The organism is Janthinobacterium violaceinigrum, from assembly GCF_009208555.1.
Lineage (GTDB): Bacteria > Pseudomonadota > Gammaproteobacteria > Burkholderiales > Burkholderiaceae_D > Janthinobacterium > Janthinobacterium violaceinigrum.
In genome coordinates, this window is the sequence record NZ_WFLI01000010.1 from 161,045 (window position 1) to 176,935 (window position 15,891).

The window sequence follows — 15,891 nt, forward strand, 5'->3', positions numbered from 1 at the left end:
CCCATGCGCCATGCAGGTTTGCCAGGCGTTCTTACCGATTTAGAATAAGGGCTGCAAGGCCTGGAAGGATAACTATGAAGATCAAGGTATTGATCGTGGATGATTCGGCGCTGATCCGCAGCGTCATGACGGAAATCGTGAACAGCCAGCCCGACATGGAAGTGGTGGGCGCGGCGCCCGATCCGCTGGTGGCGCGCGAGATGATCAAGCAGACCAACCCCGACGTGCTGACCCTCGACGTCGAGATGCCGAAAATGGATGGCCTGGACTTCCTGGAAAAGCTGATGCGTCTGCGTCCGATGCCGGTGCTGATGGTGTCGTCGCTGACGGAGCGCGGTTCGGAAATCACCATGCGCGCGCTGGAACTGGGCGCCGTTGATTTCGTCACCAAGCCGAAGATCTCGATCCAGAGCGGCATGCGCGAATACACGGACATGATCGCCGACAAGATCCGTGCCGCCTCGAAGGCACGCATCCGCGCGCGCACCCTGCCATCGGCCGGCGACAAGGTGGCCGCACCGCTGCCTGCGCTGCGCAGTCCATTGACGTCGAGCGAAAAGCTGATCATCGTGGGCGCCTCGACGGGCGGCACGGAAGCGATCCGCGAATTCCTCATGCAGATGCCGTCCGATTGCCCCGGCATCCTGATCACGCAGCACATGCCCGAAGGGTTTACGCGCTCGTTTGCGCGCCGCCTCGATTCGCTGTGCAAGATCTCGGTGCAGGAAGCGGCCGGCGGCGAACGGGTGCTGCCCGGCCACGCCTACATCGCGCCCGGCCATTCGCACCTGACCTTGACGCGCAGCGGCGCCAACTACATGACCAAGATCGACCAGGGCGAACCCGTCAACCGCCACCGTCCGTCCGTCGACGTGCTGTTCCGGTCAGCCGCGCAATCGGCCGGCAAGAATGCCGTCGGCGTGATCCTGACGGGCATGGGCAAGGATGGCGCGCAAGGCATGTTGGAGATGAAGGCTGCGGGAGCGTATAATTTTGCGCAGGATGAAGCCAGTTGCGTGGTGTTCGGCATGCCGCGCGAGGCGATCGCCATCGGTGCTGCGCATGAGGTCGGCGCTCTGACGGCGCTGCCGGGCATGGTGCTGGGACACCTGGCTGCGCATGGCATGCGCGCTTTGCGCGTGTAAGCCACGTTTTATATGATCTGAGGCAAGTTTGTTCGCCTAAAAGCAACGAAAATGCTATCCTACAACTTGCTGCCGTAGTGTCGACCATAATGTCGGCATTCATGTCGATATTATTAACAAACCGCTACAGAAACAACGGAGTTATTCATGGCTGATCCAAAGATGAAATTTTTAGTCGTTGACGATTTTTCGACGATGCGCCGCATTGTCCGGAATCTGTTGAAGGAACTGGGTTATGCCAACGTCGATGAGGCGGAAGACGGCGTGATGGGCCTGGCCAAGCTGCGCGCGGAATCGTACGATTTCGTCGTCTCGGACTGGAACATGCCAAACATGGATGGCCTGACGATGCTGCAGCATATCCGCGCCGATCCCGCACTGGCCAAGCTGCCCGTGCTGATGGTCACCGCCGAAGCGAAAAAAGAAAACATCATCGCCGCCGCGCAAGCGGGCGCCAGCGGTTATGTGGTCAAGCCGTTCACGGCCGCGACCCTCGATGAAAAGCTGAACAAGATTTTCGAGAAGCTGGAAAAAGCCGGCGCCTGATCACGGCTTGCCACGCTTGAAAAAAAACGCTGCCGGTGCGAACCGGCAGCGTTTTTTTTCGTCCGCAGGAATTTCAGACCAGTCCGCCATTTGCGCGCAGCGTCTGGCCATTCACCCAACGGCCATCGGGCCCGGCCAAGAAGACCACGGCGGCCGCGATGTCGTCCGGCGTGCCCAGGCGTTCCAGGGGCGCCATCTTGCTCATGCGCTCTATCGTTTCCTCCGTCTTGCCGTTCAAGAACAGGGCCGTGGCCGTGGGGCCGGGAGCGACGGCGTTGACGGTGATGTCCTTGCCGCGCAATTCCTTGGCAAAGATATTCGTCATCGTCTCGATGGCCGCCTTGGTGGCGCCGTAGACGGAGTAGCCGGGCAGGGCCAGGCCGATCACGCTGGTCGAAAAGTTGATGACGCTGCCGCCGCGGCGCAAGCGCGTCGCCGCCTGGCGCATGGTGTTGAAGCTGCCCTTGACGTTGATGGCGAACAGGCGGTCGAAGGTGGCGTCGTCCGTGACGGCCAGGGTGGGCAACACGGGCGGCATGATGCCGGCGTTGTTGACCAGCACGTCAACGCCGCCGAAGGCCGCTTCGGCCCCATCGAACAGGGCTTGCACGTCGGCCACATCGGCCACGTTGGCCCTGACCGCGACGGCACTGCCGCCGTCGGCCGCGATGGCCGCCACCAGCTGCTCCGCTTCGGCCTTGCCGCTGGCGTAATTGACGACGACCTGCATGCCGTCGCGCGCCAGGCGGCGGGCGATGGCCGCGCCTATGCCGCGCGAGGCGCCCGTGACGATGGCAACTCTGGCGGAATGGGATGCTGTGTTCATGGTGCTTCTCCTGTCATGGTGGGAGGCCCGTATGCCGTCGCTGCGAGCCAGTGCCCCCATTGTGATCTTTATCCGTTTGCGGATAAAGATGGGGATGCTGCTTTCAGTGTGCAAATCATATCAACAATTGCGGCCGGCCTGCCTGCTGCGGACACGCATGCTCACCTTGACTGCAAGTAATTGCGCAACGGAATGAAATATTTCCTAAAGTTAACTTTACACGTCAAATAATTTGGCCCATGATCGCTGCACTATTCCACCTCTGTCCCCGACCCCGACAAGAAGGAGCGCACCATGCGCCGAGCACCCGTATTATTTTTTGCCTTGAGCACCACTCTGCTGGCAGCCTGCGGCGTGAGCCTGGAACAGGCGAGTGTCGCCCCCGTCATCGCCGAGGCGCAGCCAGCGGAGGCCCGCGACGGGGCCGTGCAGCCGTTTGCTGACGGCGACGGCCGGCATGCCTATCTGCACCGCGTGGGAGGGCATGACTATGTCAGCCTGAGCCAGGATGGCCCGCAGGGGGGCTTGCCGATACTCACGGGGGCGCAGCGCGGTGCGCACGCCATCCGCCTGCTGGCAGCCGATCCGGCCCAGGCGCGGGCCATCCTGCGCAGCCTGAGGCTGCCTGCGAACCAGCGCAAGCTGTGGGCGGGACAGGAAATCGTGCTCGATGCCGCCAGTTATGACATGTTGCAAGCGGCACGCGGCCGCAACAAGCCCCTGTTTGCGGAACTCAGGCTGGTGGGGATGGAGAAGTAAGGAAAAGAAACAGAAACAGAAACAGAAACAGAAACGGGACCGAATGGCCCCGTCGCGGTGACGCTTGGAGATGGCGCCTAGATTTCCAGGTTGTCGATCAGGCGGGTCTGGCCCAGCTTGGCGGCGGCCAGCACCACCAGCGGTTCGCCGGCAGCCAGCTCTGCCGCGTTCGGCGCCTGCAGGTTGGCGCGCTTGCGCACGGCGATGTAGTCCGATTTCCAGCCGCGGCCGTCGAGCAGCTGCATGACCGCCTGTTCCAGTTCGCCCACGGCCAGGTTGCCCTTGCGTACTTCTTCAGCGACGAAGTTAAGGCCCTTGTACAGCTCCGGCGCTTCCGCCCGTTCGCTTTCCGACAGATACATATTGCGCGACGACAAGGCCAGGCCATCGTCGGCCCGGTAGGTTTCGGCGGCGATGATTTCCGTCGGCAGCGCGAACTGGCGCGCCATGTTGCGGATGATCATCAGCTGCTGGTAATCCTTCTTGCCGAACACGGCCACTCTGGGACCCACGCACGAGAACAGCTTGGTGACGACCGTGCACACGCCTTCGAAGAAGCCGGGGCGGAATTCGCCTTCCAGGGTATTGCCCAGGTCATCGGGCGGGCGCACGCGGTATTCCTGCGGTTCCGGGTACAGTTCCTTTTCCGTGGGCGCGAACAGCACGTACACGCCTTCCTTTTCCAGCTTGGCGATGTCGGCCGCCATGGTGCGCGGATATTTCTCGAAGTCTTCGTTCGGGCCGAACTGCAGGCGGTTCACGAAGATCGAGGCGACGACGGGGTCGCCATGCTTGCGCGCCAGGCGCATCAGCGATAGATGGCCTTCATGCAGGTTGCCCATGGTGGGGACGAACGCCGTGCGCAGCTGTCCGCTGAGCTGGTCGCGCAATTCTTCGATGTCGGAAATAATTTTCATGGATTGCTTTCGCTAAAACCCCGTTGTACGGTGGTCAGTGACAAAGGGAGGGGATCAGGCGGGCGAATAGGCCAGCCGGACGTAGATGGGGGCAAACGGTTCGGCTTGCGTAATTTCGATCAGGGTTTCCTTGGCCAGTTCCAGCAGGGCCACGAAGTTGACGACCACCACGGGCACGCCGCCGGCAATGTCGAACAGTTCGCTGAACTCGACGAAGCGCGACGATTGCAAGTGGCGCAGGATGCTCGACATGTGCTCGCGCACGGACAGTTCCTGGCGGCTGATGCGGTGATGCTGGGTCAGCTTGGCGCGTTTCAGCACGTCGAGCCACGCCTGCTGCAAGTCCACCGGTTCCACGTCGGGCCAGGTGGGCGTCAGGCTTTGCTCGATGAAAATCTGCGTGCGCACGAAATCGCGTTCGAACTGGGGAATGGCGTTCAGGTCGTAGGCGGCCAGCTTGATCTGCTCGTACTCGAGCAGGCGGCGCACCAGTTCGGCACGGGGGTCGCCGCCATCTTCCTCGACGTCGCTCTTGCGCGAAGGCAAGAGCATGCGCGACTTGATCTCGATCAGCATGGCCGCCATCAACAGGTACTCGGCGGCCAGTTCCAGGTTGCGCACACGGATCTGGTCCACATATTTCAGATATTGCAGGGTCACCTGCGCCATCGGGATATCGAGGATGTTGAAGTTTTGCTTGCGGATCAGATAGAGCAGCAAGTCGAGCGGGCCTTCGAAGGCTTCGAGGAAGATTTCCAGCGCGTCCGGCGGAATGTACAGATCCGTCGGCATGCGCATCATCGGCTCGCCATACAGGCGGGCGATGCCCAGCGGGTCGGCGGCGGGCGCCGCGTCCGTTACTGCCGTGGCCGATGCTGCAGGGTCGCCGCTGCCGTCGCCGTCAGCGACAGGTACGGGCGACTCGATGACTGCGCCGGCACCGGAAGCGTCCACTTCCGGCGTGACTGCAGACTCTTCAGGCAACATCGTGCCGGTTCCAGATCTTAGTTCTTGTTCTGGTAAACGTAAGCCTGTTGCTTGACAGCCGATGCCAGCTGGCGCTCCTGCTCATCGATGCTGACGGCCGGCTTGTCCCACAGCAGGGCGCGGCCCGCTTGCTGGCCCGCTTCCATGCCAGGATTCTTGGCCTTCAGTTCGGCGATGAACAAGGTGTGGTCGGATACGTAGTTGGTGTGTTTTGCAGGCAGTTTCATATTCTCTTCTGAGTGTCTTATAAGTAAGGTCAGCCGGCCGTATTTTACCGCGCCGTATCGCTTGGCGGGTTGTTGTATCGGCAAGTCCAGGGGCGAAATTGCTAAAAATCAATAACGCAGCAGGCGCCGCATCACCATCGGCGCCGGTTCGGCGGGGTTGGCGTGCGAATATTCCAGTTCTTCGGCCAGCTCGAATTCGAAGGCCGCATAAAAATCGAGCAGCTTGCGCTGGTCGCGCCGCACGGCCAGGCGCAATTCCTCGGCCTGGCACGAGAGGCCGTGATGAATGATGGCTTCCAGCAAGTGCTGCGAAACGTGGCTGCCCCGGTAGGCGGGCAGCACGCCCATGCGGGAAATCTTCCAGATGGCGGGATCGCTGTCGAGCGGCATCCAGCGCAGCGAGCCGGCTGGAATGTCGTCGATCAGCAACAGAAAACCGCCGCCGTGGCGCAATTGCTCTTCCACTTGCTGCGCCGTCTCGTGGTGTCCACTGGACGAGGCGGCCACCTTGCCGGCCCACGCGGCGCGGGTCAGGTCGGCTATCAGCTGTGCATCGGCATTTGTTGCTTCGCGCACCACGATATTCATCATCGGTTCCTGTCTGTCCTTAGCGGATGCGCATGCCAGGTTCGGCGCCTGGCCACGGGTTCAGGATGTAGATGCCCGGATTCGCCTTCTCGTCAGCGGCGGAGGCCGCCATGACCATGCCTTCGGAAATGCCGAACTTCATCTTGCGCGGCGCCAGGTTGGCCACCAGCACCGTCAGCTTGCCGATCAGCTCTTCCGGCTGGTAGGCCGAGCGGATACCCGAGAACACATTGCGCAAACGGCCTTCGCCCGCATCCAGGGTCAGGCGCAGCAGCTTGTCCGAGCCGTCCACCAGTTCGCAGTTGACGATCTTGGCGATGCGCAGGTCGACCTTGAGGAAGTCGTCGATCTTGATCTCGGGTGCCAGTTCCTCGATGGCGGAAGCCGGTGTTTCCGCAACCGGCGCAGGTGCAGCGTCGTTGGCGGCGTCGGCTGCCGGTGCCGCCACGGCGGCCGCTTGCGGCGCGTCAAACAGCGCTTCGATCATCTTTGCATCCATGCGCGTCATCAAATGGCTGTAGGCGCCGATGGTGCGGCCCAGCATGCTGTTCGAGACGGCGTCGCCGAACACTTGCGTGTCGGCCCAGGTGAATTCGGCGTCGTTGAGGAACGAGGCCACGTTCTTCGCCACGCCCGGCAGCACCGGCGACAGCAGGATCGTCAGCTGGCGGAACAGGATCAGGGCCGTGGTGCACACGTCGTGCAGCTCGGCCGTCTTGTCCGCATCCTTGGCCAGGATCCATGGCTTGTTTTCATCGACATACTGGTTGGTGATGTCGGCGATTTCCATGATTTCGCGCAAGGCCTTGCCGAATTCGCGGTTCTCGAAGTGCGCGGCGATGCTGGCCTGGCGCTCGACGATGACGCCGTTGACGTCCACCGTCAGCGCGCGGTTGATCCAGCTTTGCGCGCCTTCCGACAGCGTCGACGCCAGCTTGCCGTCGAAACGCTTGGCGATGAAACCGGCGCAGCGGCTGGCGATGTTCACGTATTTGCCGATCAGGTCGCTGTTCACGCGGGCCACGAAATCGTCGCCGTTGAAGTCCAGGTCTTCCACTTTCGAGTTCAGCTTGAAGGCGATGTAGTAGCGCAGCCATTCCGGGTTCATGCCCAGGTCCAGGTAGCGCAGCGGCGAAATGCCCGTGCCGCGCGACTTCGACATCTTTTCGTTGTTGACCGTCAGGAAGCCGTGGACATTGACTTTCAGTTTGTCGATCACCGGGTGGCCGGCAAATTTCAGCATGGCGGGCCAGAACAGCAAATGGAAGGACACGATGTCCTTGCCGATGAAGTGAATTTGTTCCGTGGCAGGATCGTTCAGCAAGGCGTCGAAATCGAGGCCTTTCTTGTCGCAATAGTTTTTCAGGCTGGCCAGGTAGCCGACGGGCGCGTCCATCCACACATAGAAGAACTTGCCCGGCGCATCGGGAATCGGGATGCCGAAGTAGGGCGCATCGCGCGAGATATCCCAGTCGGCCAGCTTTTCGCCCGCTTCGCCCAGCCATTCGCTGACCTTGTTGACCATTTCAGGCTGCAAGCGGCCTGGCGTGTTGAGCCAATCCTTGAGGAATTCGAAGCAGCGCGGGTCGGACAGCTTGAAGAAATACTGTTCCGACGGCTTCATCACGGGCGTCGCATTGGTAAACACGGAGAACGGATTGACCAGGTCGGTCGGCTGGTAGGCGGCGCCGCACACTTCGCAATTGTCGCCGTACTGGTTCTTGGCGCCGCATTTCGGGCATTCGCCCTTGATGTTGCGGTCGGCCAGGAACATGCCTTTCACGGGGTCGAAGAAGCGGTCGACGGTTTTCGTGACGATCAGGCCCGTATCGCGCAGCTTGCGGTAGATCGATTGCGACAGGTCGACGTTTTCCGGCGAGTCGGTCGAATACCAGTTGTCGAAGGCGATATGGAAGCCGTCCAGGTACTGGGCGCGGCCGGCGGCGATATTGGCGACGAATTGCTGCGGCGTGATGCCTTCCTTTTCGGCGGCGATCATGATGGGCGTGCCATGCGTATCGTCGGCGCCCACAAAGTGCACTTCACGGCCGGCTGCGCCATCGCGTTGCATTCGCTGGAACCGGACCCAGATATCGGCCTGGATGTATTCCATGATGTGGCCAATGTGAAAAGCGGCGTTTGCGTAAGGCAGGGCAGTGGTGACGAACAGCTTGCGAGTCATGATTGATGCACTTTTGGGATGGATAATAGGACATTTTAACAGCGGAAAGGCAATATGAGCAGATGCAGCGCTGGCAAGTGATGCTTTTGCCGCCATCGCGCCATGCAAATTTGCGCTAGACTGCGCGTATTGCATATATGTAGTACACACGGAGATTTACATGAGCATCACAGTAGAAGACGTCAAGGCCGCGCTGGCCCAGGTTATTGATCCAAATACACATAAAGATTTCGTTTCCAGCAAAACCGTCAAGAATCTGAAGGTCGATGGCAATGATATTTCCCTCGACATCGAGCTGGGCTATCCGGCGAAAAGCCAGATCGACCTGATCCGCAAATCCGTGCTGGCCGCGCTGCGCGTGCTGCCGGGCGTGGGCAATGTCAGCGTGGGCGTGTCGTCGAAAATCATTTCGCACACGGTGCAACGCGGCTTGAAGCCGATGAGCAACGTGAAAAACATCATCGCCGTCGCGTCCGGCAAGGGCGGCGTTGGCAAATCGACCACGGCCGTCAACCTGGCCCTGGCCCTGGCCGCCGAAGGCGCCACCGTCGGCATGCTGGACGCCGATATCTATGGCCCGTCGCAGCCGATGATGCTGGGCATCAGCGGCCAGCCGAAGACGCTCGATGGCAAAAGCATGGAGCCGATGGAAAACCACGGCCTGCAAGTGTCGTCGATCGGCTTCATGATCGATCCGGACGAACCGATGGTATGGCGCGGTCCCATGGTCACGCAAGCCTTGCAGCAGCTGCTGGACCAGACCAACTGGCGCGACCTCGATTACCTGATCGTCGACATGCCGCCAGGCACGGGCGACATTCAACTGACCCTGTCGCAAAAAGTACCCGTCACGGGCGCCGTGATTGTGACCACGCCGCAGGATATCGCGCTGCTGGACGCGCGCAAGGGCTTGAAAATGTTCGAGAAAGTCGGCATCCCGATCCTGGGCGTGGTGGAAAACATGAGCACGCACATCTGCTCGAACTGCGGCCATGCGGAAGAAATCTTCGGCGCCGGCGGCGGCGCGAAGATGTGCGCGGACTTCGGCGTGGAATTCCTCGGCGCCTTGCCGCTGACCATGGCCATCCGCCAGCAGACGGATTCCGGTACGCCGACCGTCGTGGCCGAGCCGGAAGGTCCCGTCGCCGTGATCTACAAGCAGATCGCCCGCACCATCGCGATCAAGGTGGCGGAAAAGGCCAAGGATATGACGAGCAAGTTCCCTAGCATCGTCATCAAGAATGACTAAACGATAGCAAGCCTTAACCCAAGGCAGAGACTGGGGTCGAACCCTCAGGGTTCGACCCCGGCCCTTCATGGGTTAACAATCCTGCGCCACTGCCAGCAGGAATATGGTTTCATGCAGTCCGTGTTGTTATTAAACAAGAGGAGACATCATGCAATTGACCACCGTATTCCTGCGCCAAGCCGCAGCCGTGATTGCGGGCAGCCTGCTGGCCGCCAGCGCGTTTGCCCAATCCGTTTCGTTTGTCGAGCCCGTCGATGGCGCGACCGTCAGCAGCCCATTCAAAGTGAAATTTGCCGTCAGCGGCATGGACGTCAAGCCGGCCGGCGACATGACGGCGAAGACGGGCCACCATCATTTGCTCATCAATATGGGGCCGATGAAGGCGGGCGAGATGATCCCCATGGACGATAAACATTTGCACTTCGGCAAAGGACAGACGGAAACGGATGTGACCTTGCCGCCCGGCCAGTACACCTTGACCATGCAGTTCGCCAACGGCGCGCACCAGTCGTATGGACCGGAGTTGAGCAAAAGCATCAAGGTGACGGTTAAGTAGCCGCCCAGCCATTCCGCGCAACACCGCGACAGGCCGGATTCCCGCAGGAGTCCGGCCTTTTTCATAATATTGCTTATTGTCATCATTACGTCATATAGTCGGCGTATGCTGCCCGGTGGCCAGCGTATGGCATCCCGATGGCATTCCTATAACGAGTTCTGATAAACGAGCGGATATGACGAAACATTTCTCCCTTTCCCGGCAACTGGCGCAGGCGCTGCTGCTGGCGGCTGGCGTGGCGGCCAGCCAGGCGCATGCGGCCAAGGCCGTTCCTGCTGCTTCTGCCGGTGTGGCGCAGCCGAAGCTGGTGGTGGTGCTGGTGGTGGACGGTTTGCCGCAGGAGCAGGTGACGCGCTACCGCGACCAGTTCGGCCAGGGCGGCTTCCGCCGCCTGCTGGAGCAGGGCGCGTGGTTCAGCGATGCGCACCAGGCGCATGGCATCACGGTCACCGCCATCGGCCATTCGGCCGTGCTGTCGGGCGCCTATCCTTACCAGCATGGCGTGATCGGCAATAACTGGATCGATCCCGTCACGAAGAAATCCGTGTACTGCACCGAGGACGGCAATTTCCATTACATCGGCGAAGAAACGCAGCCCGACGATGGCACCTCGCCGGTCAAGCTGCGCGTGAGCACCCTGGGCGACGAGCTGCGCTACTCCACGGGCGACAAGGCCAAGGTCGTCACCGTGTCGGGCAAGGACCGCGGCGCCATCCTGCTGGCCGGGAAAACGGGCACGGCGTATATGTACATGGAAAAGACGGGCAATTTCGCCAGCAGCACCTACTATATGCAGCAGCACCCGCAATGGGTGCAGCGCTACCAGGCCGCCAGGCCGCAGGACCGCTATTACGGCAAGAGCTGGACGCCCTTGCTGGCCGACGGCGCCTACGCTGGCGATGCGCGCGATGACATCGTGCCGGCCAAGCCGGGCACGCGCAACACCTTCCCGTTTGCCTATTACAGCGACAGCGGCAAGCTCGATGGCGAATACTACAGCCGCCTGAAGGCCGGTCCCTTCCTCGACGAGCTGACCCTGGAATTTGCCCGCGCCGCCATCGATGGCGAGAACCTGGGCCGCAACCCGGCCGGCGTGCCCGATATCCTGGGCGTGAGCCTGTCCGCGCACGATTACGTGAACCATGCCTACGGCCCGGAAAGCAAGATGTCGCACGACCACCTGCAGCGCCTGGACCGCATGCTGGCCGGTTTCTTTGCCGACCTCGATAAAAAAGTCGGCATGGATAACGTGCTGGTGGTGCTGACGGCCGACCATGGCTTTGCCAACGTGCCCGAATTTACGGAAGCGCGCGGCGGCTTTTCCGCCAAGCGCATCGACGGCGCCAAACTGGTCGATGCCCTGAACCAGCACCTGGCCACGACCCTGGGCGTGGACAAGCTGGTCACCGTATCGTCGCTGCCGAATATCTATCTCGATTACGCGCTGGCGGAAAAGAGCGGCATCCAGCGCACGGCCCTGGAAGACGCGGCGGCCCGCTTCCTGCTGCAGCAGGACGGCCTGGCGCAAGTCTATACGCGCACGCAGATGGAAACGGGAGCCGTGGCCACGCGCATGGATACCCTGATGCGCCGCGCCTGGAATCGCCAGCTGTCGGGCGACCTGATGGTGGTCACGAAACCGGCCTGGTACTTCGGCAAGGGCGTGGGCGGCACCTCGCACGGCACGCCGTACACGTACGATACGAACGTGCCGCTGATGGTGTTCGGCCCGCGCTGGATCAAGCCGGGCGCCTATGGCCAGTACGCGGAAGTGGTCGACATCGCCCCGACCCTGGCGCACCTGCTGCGCGTGCGCCAGCCGTCGGCGTCGGAAGGGCGGGTGTTGATGGAGGTGGTGCGGTAGTTCAGGCATAGAGGTGTATCGTTGATGTAAAGGCCAGGCTTGCGTTTTCACGGAAGCCTGTTTTTTTATTGATTTAAGAGTTGTAAGTCGACAAATATCAATAGGCACGCAAAGTTCTTGACGGATAGTGAAATTTCTTTATTTCACGATGAGGACGTCAATGAACAGTTCACTATTCAAATGTTGTTGTATGGCATTGATGTGGATTTTGCTGCCGGGGTGCGTCGTGCCACACTTCGATCATGCCTCATATGACTATTATTATGCCGTTCCCTTGAAGGCCGACAAGCCGTGGCTAAGTCTGAGCAACGGGCTTGATCTGCATGCCTATAACAAATGTGAGCATAGTGAAGTGCCGCCAAAATGTGACCCGCCGGGTTTTTGGGTGATGGAGCGACCGCAGAAGCCGGATTGGCATGAGATAGGTCGCTACAGAGTGAGCGTGTGGCATCCCGGCAAGTTGCAGTTTCAACCAATGCTTTCGGCCTATGCCAACACGACGTATCGTGCAGTTAGTCTTGTTAAAGAAGAATCACGCAAAATATATTTGCTTCGGCCTGGGTTTGGCGGTGACGAGCGCCGATCACTGGAAGGAAACGACGCTGGTGTTGTTGCAATCGATTTGCGGCCAAACGCATTATGTAGCACGGATGAGCCTGTACCACGCCTTATTGTCTTTGATGCCGATAATATATGGGTATTTGCGGAGTATGAATCAGACTGCCGAAAGGATCTGCAGGCCGATTTCGCCCCGCTTGATATATTGAACTTTGAGGACAGCGATCAGTTTAATGCTATTTTGCGTAAACCGATGAAACTGTTTTACCTCAGCTCCAGCGTGGTAGGTCAGTCAGATTTTGGTCAACCGCGCACGGTTTTACGGGATGCTGATCTCCCGAATGAAAGTACGCGCAAGACCGTGCGCTTGTCCGAGGTCGTCCGATTACAGAGCACGATGTTCCGGCTTGAGACCACACCGGCGCCACCTCTGTTGCCAGTACCGGATTATCCCAATTTTTATTGTCACTACTCAGATACGGTTATTGGTTTGAGAATGATATTTTTTGATGGTGAGAAACCATACCCCGACCTTAAATATTGTCGGCCATTTCGCGGGAAATGACATAGGCTGCGTGCTTTACAGTAGCCAATCAATCGGCAGCAGCGACAGGATCGCCACCCCCATGCGCTTCCACACGCTGGTGCCCGGTTCCGTGTCGTAGCGCGTGGTGCCGCCGCCGGCGTCGCGGGCGATCCAGTACAGCGCGCCGTCGTCGCCAAGCAGCACCTGGTAGGCGCGCTGCGGGATCGTGGTGCGCATGGCTAGGCCCAGCTGGCTGGCCAGCGCGGGGCTGTCGATGACGAGGCCCATTTCCGTGTTCAGCTCGATCGAGCGCGGATCGAAATTGAACGAGCCGACAAAGATGCGCCGGTCATCGACGGCAAAGGTCTTCGCATGCAGGCTCGATGCGGAGCTGCCGAAGCGGCCCGGCTGTTCGCGCGCGTCGCCCTGTTCCCACGAACGGCGCGATTCATACAGCAGCACGCCCGCTTCCAGCAGCGGCTTTCTCCACTTCGCATAGCCCGCATGCACGGCCGCCACGTCGGTCGCTTCCAGCGCATTCGTCAGGATGCGCACGCCCACGCCTTTTTTCGCCAGGTCGGCAAAGGCCTGGGTGCCGGCCATGCCGGGCACGAAATACGGCGACACCAGGTCCACTTCCTTTTCCGGCACGCCCAGCAGGTTCTGCAGGTTTTCCGCCACCCCCGTGCCTGGCCGGGCCTTGTCCAGCACCTTGGCCGGATCGTCGCTGACCATGCGCGTCTTTGCCCATTCGAAGGGCAGGGTGCGTTCCATCATCTGCCTGACGAAGGGCGAGGTGCGCAGCGCCTGCACGTAGGCCTCGGCCGCCTGAGTATCGTCGATGCGGTCCGCCTCGGCGGCGATGGTGGTCGAGTCGCCATCGACAGGGCTGGTCAGCAGCAGGCTGGCCGGGTAGGCCGAGGCGCTGTTCCAGTAGCGGTCGAATTCATGCGAGACCTCGTCGACGACGGGGCCGACGGCCAGCACATCCAGGTCGGCAAACAGCACGTCGCCGGCCGCGCCAAAATATTCATCGCCCACATTGCGTCCGCCCACGATGGTGGCCTGGTTATCGGCCGTGAACGATTTGTTGTGCATGCGCCGGTTGAGACGGGAAAAATCCGTGGCAAAGGCCAGCGCGCGCGGCGCGCGGGGCACGAAGGGATTGAACAGGCGGATTTCCAGGTTGTGCTGCTTGCCCAGCATGGCCAGGGTCTGGTCCAGTCCCGCCGTGTTGTTATCGTCGAGCAGCAGGCGCACGCGCACGCCCCGCTCGGCGGCCTGGCGCAGAGCATCGAACAGCAGGGTGCCCGTGATGTCCTTGTGCCAGATGTAGTACTGCACGTCCAGGCTGCGCTGGGCCGCGGCGGCCAGCAAGGCACGCGCGGCAAAGGCGTCGCGCCCGTCGACCAGCGGGTAGATGCCGGACACGCCCGGATGCTGCGCCACCAGGGGCGCAATGGCCGTGGCCAGCTGGGTGTGCCCTGTATCGGTGATGACGCTGGAGGGGATGCGGCCTTCCAGCGAGGGCAGCGCAGCGCAGCCGGCGAGGAGGGCGGACAGCAGCAGCGGCAGCAGCAAGGCGGCGCTGCGCGAGGGAAGTACTTGGACGGGCATGGCGGGCTTTCATCGGGTTGCCCCGATGTTAGCAGATGCGCATGCCCGCACGGGGCAAGGTGTTACAACTGTTCCAGCGCGATCAGCTCGGCCACCGTCTGGCGGCGGCGGATCAAGCGGGAGTGCTCGCCATCGACCAGGTATTCGGCCGCATGGGGACGGCTGTTGTAGTTCGACGACATCGATGCGCCATACGCGCCCGCGCCTTCGAAGACGACATAGTCGCCCACCTGCGCTGCCGGCAGCAGCCGGGTTTCCACCACGCCGCCGTCGCGCTGCGTAAATACGTCGCCCGATTCGCACAGGGGGCCGCCGACCACGGTGGCGCGCTGCGCGTCCAGCGCGCGGCCGTCATGCGCGATGACCGACATTTCATGGTAGCTGCCGTACATGGCAGGGCGCATCAGTTCATTGAAGCCCGTATCGAGCAAGGTGAAATGGTTGCCGCCCATTTGCTTGGTGGCGCGCACTTCGGCCACCAGCAGGCCCGCGTCGGCCACGAGGAAGCGGCCCGGTTCGATTTCCAGGTGCACGGGGTGGCCCAGGTGCGCCTCGATCTGCTTGCGCGCCGCGTCCCACAGCTGGAAGTAGTGGTCCGTGTCGACGGGCTGCTCGCCTTCGCGGTAGGGCACGGACAAGCCGCCGCCCGTGGAAATGGCTTCCAGGTCGTGGCCCATGTTTTTCACCAGGTCGACCATGGTGCCGCAGACGGTTTCCAGGTGGCTGTAGTCGACGCCCGAGCCGATGTGCATGTGCAGGCCCACCAGGTGCAGGCCATGCGCGCGGATGACGGCCAGCGCCTCCGGCAGCTCTTCATGCCAGATGCCGTGCTTGCTGTTTTCGCCGCCCGTATTCGTCTTGTTGCTGTGGCCATGGCCATAGCCGGGATTGATGCGCAGCCAGACGCGGTGGCCGGGCGACACGGGGCCCAGCTGGCGCAGCATGTCGACGGAGCCGCAATTGACTTCGATCTTCGCCGCCGCCACGCGCGCCAGGGTGGCGCGGTCGAACAGGTCGCAGGTGAATACCAGGCCGGCGGCGCCATTCGTTTGCGCCGGCGTAAATCCTGCCTGCAGCGCGCGCTCGATCTCGCCCAGCGAGACGGCGTCCACGTGTACGCCCGCTTCGCGCATCAGCGCGAGCAGATGGATGTTCGAATTGGCTTTTTGCGCAAAGCGCACGGTGTCGAACTGGGCCAGCTGGGCGATGCGCGCGCGGATGGTGGCCGCGTCATACACCCACAGCGGCGTGCCGTGTTCCTGGGCGAGTTGGGCGAGGGTCTGGTCGGTGACGGGTTTCATCGTGTGCTTTCGGGGGAATGGGGGAATGGCTGCATGATGGCCG

General features: G+C 61.4%; 15 protein-coding genes. 7 read left to right on the forward strand and 8 right to left on the reverse strand.

The genetic code is table 11. The features are described 5' to 3' along the window. The first annotated feature begins 74 nt into the window (after positions 1-74). Positions 75-1,145, forward strand: coding sequence for a protein-glutamate methylesterase/protein-glutamine glutaminase (locus GCN75_RS11320; protein ID WP_152282610.1), 1,071 nt, complete (start codon positions 75-77; stop codon positions 1,143-1,145). A gap of 147 nt (positions 1,146-1,292) precedes the next feature. After that, on the forward strand, positions 1,293-1,691 hold the full coding sequence (gene cheY, locus GCN75_RS11325; RefSeq protein ID WP_010396677.1) for a chemotaxis response regulator CheY: 399 nt from the start codon (positions 1,293-1,295) through the stop codon (positions 1,689-1,691). A 73-nt stretch (positions 1,692-1,764) separates the two neighbouring features. Here the strand turns inward: cheY and GCN75_RS11330 are convergent, their stop codons facing one another. Continuing rightward, positions 1,765-2,517 carry an SDR family oxidoreductase gene (locus GCN75_RS11330; RefSeq protein WP_152282611.1) on the reverse strand — a complete coding sequence of 251 codons (753 nt, stop codon included), beginning with the start codon at positions 2,515-2,517 and terminating at the stop codon, positions 1,765-1,767. 294 nt (positions 2,518-2,811) lie between these two features. Here GCN75_RS11330 and GCN75_RS11335 point away from each other — a divergent pair, with 294 nt between their 5' ends. Further along, the gene (locus GCN75_RS11335; protein ID WP_152282612.1) at positions 2,812-3,276 is read left to right on the forward strand and encodes a hypothetical protein; all 465 of its coding nucleotides are present in this window, start codon (positions 2,812-2,814) and stop codon (positions 3,274-3,276) included. Positions 3,277-3,353: 77 nt separating this feature from the next. On the opposite strand, the gene panC is transcribed toward GCN75_RS11335, so the two are convergent. The 5 genes from panC to metG form a co-directional block, all read right to left on the reverse strand. Continuing rightward, on the reverse strand, positions 3,354-4,193 hold the full coding sequence (gene panC / locus GCN75_RS11340; protein WP_152282613.1) for a pantoate--beta-alanine ligase: 840 nt from the start codon (positions 4,191-4,193) through the stop codon (positions 3,354-3,356). Positions 4,194-4,247: 54 nt separating this feature from the next. Beyond that, a complete protein-coding gene (locus tag GCN75_RS11345) occupies positions 4,248-5,180 on the reverse strand; it encodes a segregation and condensation protein A (RefSeq protein ID WP_152282614.1) in 933 nt (310 codons plus the stop codon). Positions 5,181-5,197: 17 nt separating this feature from the next. Continuing rightward, entirely contained in the window at positions 5,198-5,407 is a 210-nt protein-coding gene (locus GCN75_RS11350; protein ID WP_035826611.1) for a DUF3460 family protein, read from the reverse strand. A 108-nt stretch (positions 5,408-5,515) separates the two neighbouring features. Then, positions 5,516-5,995, reverse strand: a complete 480-nt coding sequence (locus GCN75_RS11355; RefSeq protein WP_152257213.1) for a GNAT family N-acetyltransferase — start codon at positions 5,993-5,995, stop codon at positions 5,516-5,518. Positions 5,996-6,014: 19 nt separating this feature from the next. Further along, positions 6,015-8,177 carry a methionine--tRNA ligase gene (gene metG, locus GCN75_RS11360; RefSeq protein WP_152257154.1) on the reverse strand — a complete coding sequence of 721 codons (2,163 nt, stop codon included), beginning with the start codon at positions 8,175-8,177 and terminating at the stop codon, positions 6,015-6,017. A gap of 160 nt (positions 8,178-8,337) precedes the next feature. Here metG and apbC point away from each other — a divergent pair, with 160 nt between their 5' ends. The 4 genes from apbC (at position 8,338) to GCN75_RS11380 (ending at position 12,969) form a co-directional block, all read left to right on the forward strand. Beyond that, on the forward strand, positions 8,338-9,426 hold the full coding sequence (apbC, locus tag GCN75_RS11365) for an iron-sulfur cluster carrier protein ApbC (RefSeq protein WP_128139888.1): 1,089 nt from the start codon (positions 8,338-8,340) through the stop codon (positions 9,424-9,426). A gap of 148 nt (positions 9,427-9,574) precedes the next feature. Further along, positions 9,575-9,982: a DUF4399 domain-containing protein gene (locus GCN75_RS11370; protein ID WP_152257152.1), complete on the forward strand. Its 408-nt coding sequence runs from the start codon at positions 9,575-9,577 to the stop codon at positions 9,980-9,982. Between the two features lie 175 nt (positions 9,983-10,157). Continuing rightward, complete coding sequence (locus GCN75_RS11375; protein WP_152282615.1) at positions 10,158-11,846, forward strand: alkaline phosphatase family protein; 1,689 nt, start codon at positions 10,158-10,160, stop codon at positions 11,844-11,846. A gap of 160 nt (positions 11,847-12,006) precedes the next feature. After that, a complete protein-coding gene (locus GCN75_RS11380) occupies positions 12,007-12,969 on the forward strand; it encodes a hypothetical protein (RefSeq protein WP_152257151.1) in 963 nt (320 codons plus the stop codon). 15 nt (positions 12,970-12,984) lie between these two features. On the opposite strand, the gene GCN75_RS11385 is transcribed toward GCN75_RS11380, so the two are convergent. Further along, a complete protein-coding gene (locus GCN75_RS11385; protein ID WP_152282616.1) occupies positions 12,985-14,547 on the reverse strand; it encodes a phospholipase D family protein in 1,563 nt (520 codons plus the stop codon). Positions 14,548-14,609: 62 nt separating this feature from the next. Beyond that, a complete protein-coding gene (gene lysA / locus GCN75_RS11390) occupies positions 14,610-15,848 on the reverse strand; it encodes a diaminopimelate decarboxylase (RefSeq protein ID WP_152282617.1) in 1,239 nt (412 codons plus the stop codon). Positions 15,849-15,891: the final 43 nt, after the last annotated feature.

Coding starts and splice junctions, on each gene's coding strand:
- GCN75_RS11345 (WP_152282614.1), bottom strand. CDS start 5,180: ATGTTGCCTGAAGAGTCTGCAGTCACGCCGGAAGTGGACGCTTCCGGT.
- GCN75_RS11350 (WP_035826611.1), bottom strand. CDS start 5,407: ATGAAACTGCCTGCAAAACACACCAACTACGTATCCGACCACACCTTG.
- GCN75_RS11370 (WP_152257152.1), top strand. CDS start 9,575: ATGCAATTGACCACCGTATTCCTGCGCCAAGCCGCAGCCGTGATTGCG.
- apbC (WP_128139888.1), top strand. CDS start 8,338: ATGAGCATCACAGTAGAAGACGTCAAGGCCGCGCTGGCCCAGGTTATT.
- GCN75_RS11385 (WP_152282616.1), bottom strand. CDS start 14,547: ATGCCCGTCCAAGTACTTCCCTCGCGCAGCGCCGCCTTGCTGCTGCCG.
- panC (WP_152282613.1), bottom strand. CDS start 4,193: ATGAAAATTATTTCCGACATCGAAGAATTGCGCGACCAGCTCAGCGGA.
- GCN75_RS11380 (WP_152257151.1), top strand. CDS start 12,007: ATGAACAGTTCACTATTCAAATGTTGTTGTATGGCATTGATGTGGATT.
- GCN75_RS11330 (WP_152282611.1), bottom strand. CDS start 2,517: ATGAACACAGCATCCCATTCCGCCAGAGTTGCCATCGTCACGGGCGCC.
- cheY (WP_010396677.1), top strand. CDS start 1,293: ATGGCTGATCCAAAGATGAAATTTTTAGTCGTTGACGATTTTTCGACG.
- metG (WP_152257154.1), bottom strand. CDS start 8,177: ATGACTCGCAAGCTGTTCGTCACCACTGCCCTGCCTTACGCAAACGCC.
- GCN75_RS11335 (WP_152282612.1), top strand. CDS start 2,812: ATGCGCCGAGCACCCGTATTATTTTTTGCCTTGAGCACCACTCTGCTG.
- GCN75_RS11375 (WP_152282615.1), top strand. CDS start 10,158: ATGACGAAACATTTCTCCCTTTCCCGGCAACTGGCGCAGGCGCTGCTG.
- GCN75_RS11355 (WP_152257213.1), bottom strand. CDS start 5,995: ATGAATATCGTGGTGCGCGAAGCAACAAATGCCGATGCACAGCTGATA.
- lysA (WP_152282617.1), bottom strand. CDS start 15,848: ATGAAACCCGTCACCGACCAGACCCTCGCCCAACTCGCCCAGGAACAC.
- GCN75_RS11320 (WP_152282610.1), top strand. CDS start 75: ATGAAGATCAAGGTATTGATCGTGGATGATTCGGCGCTGATCCGCAGC.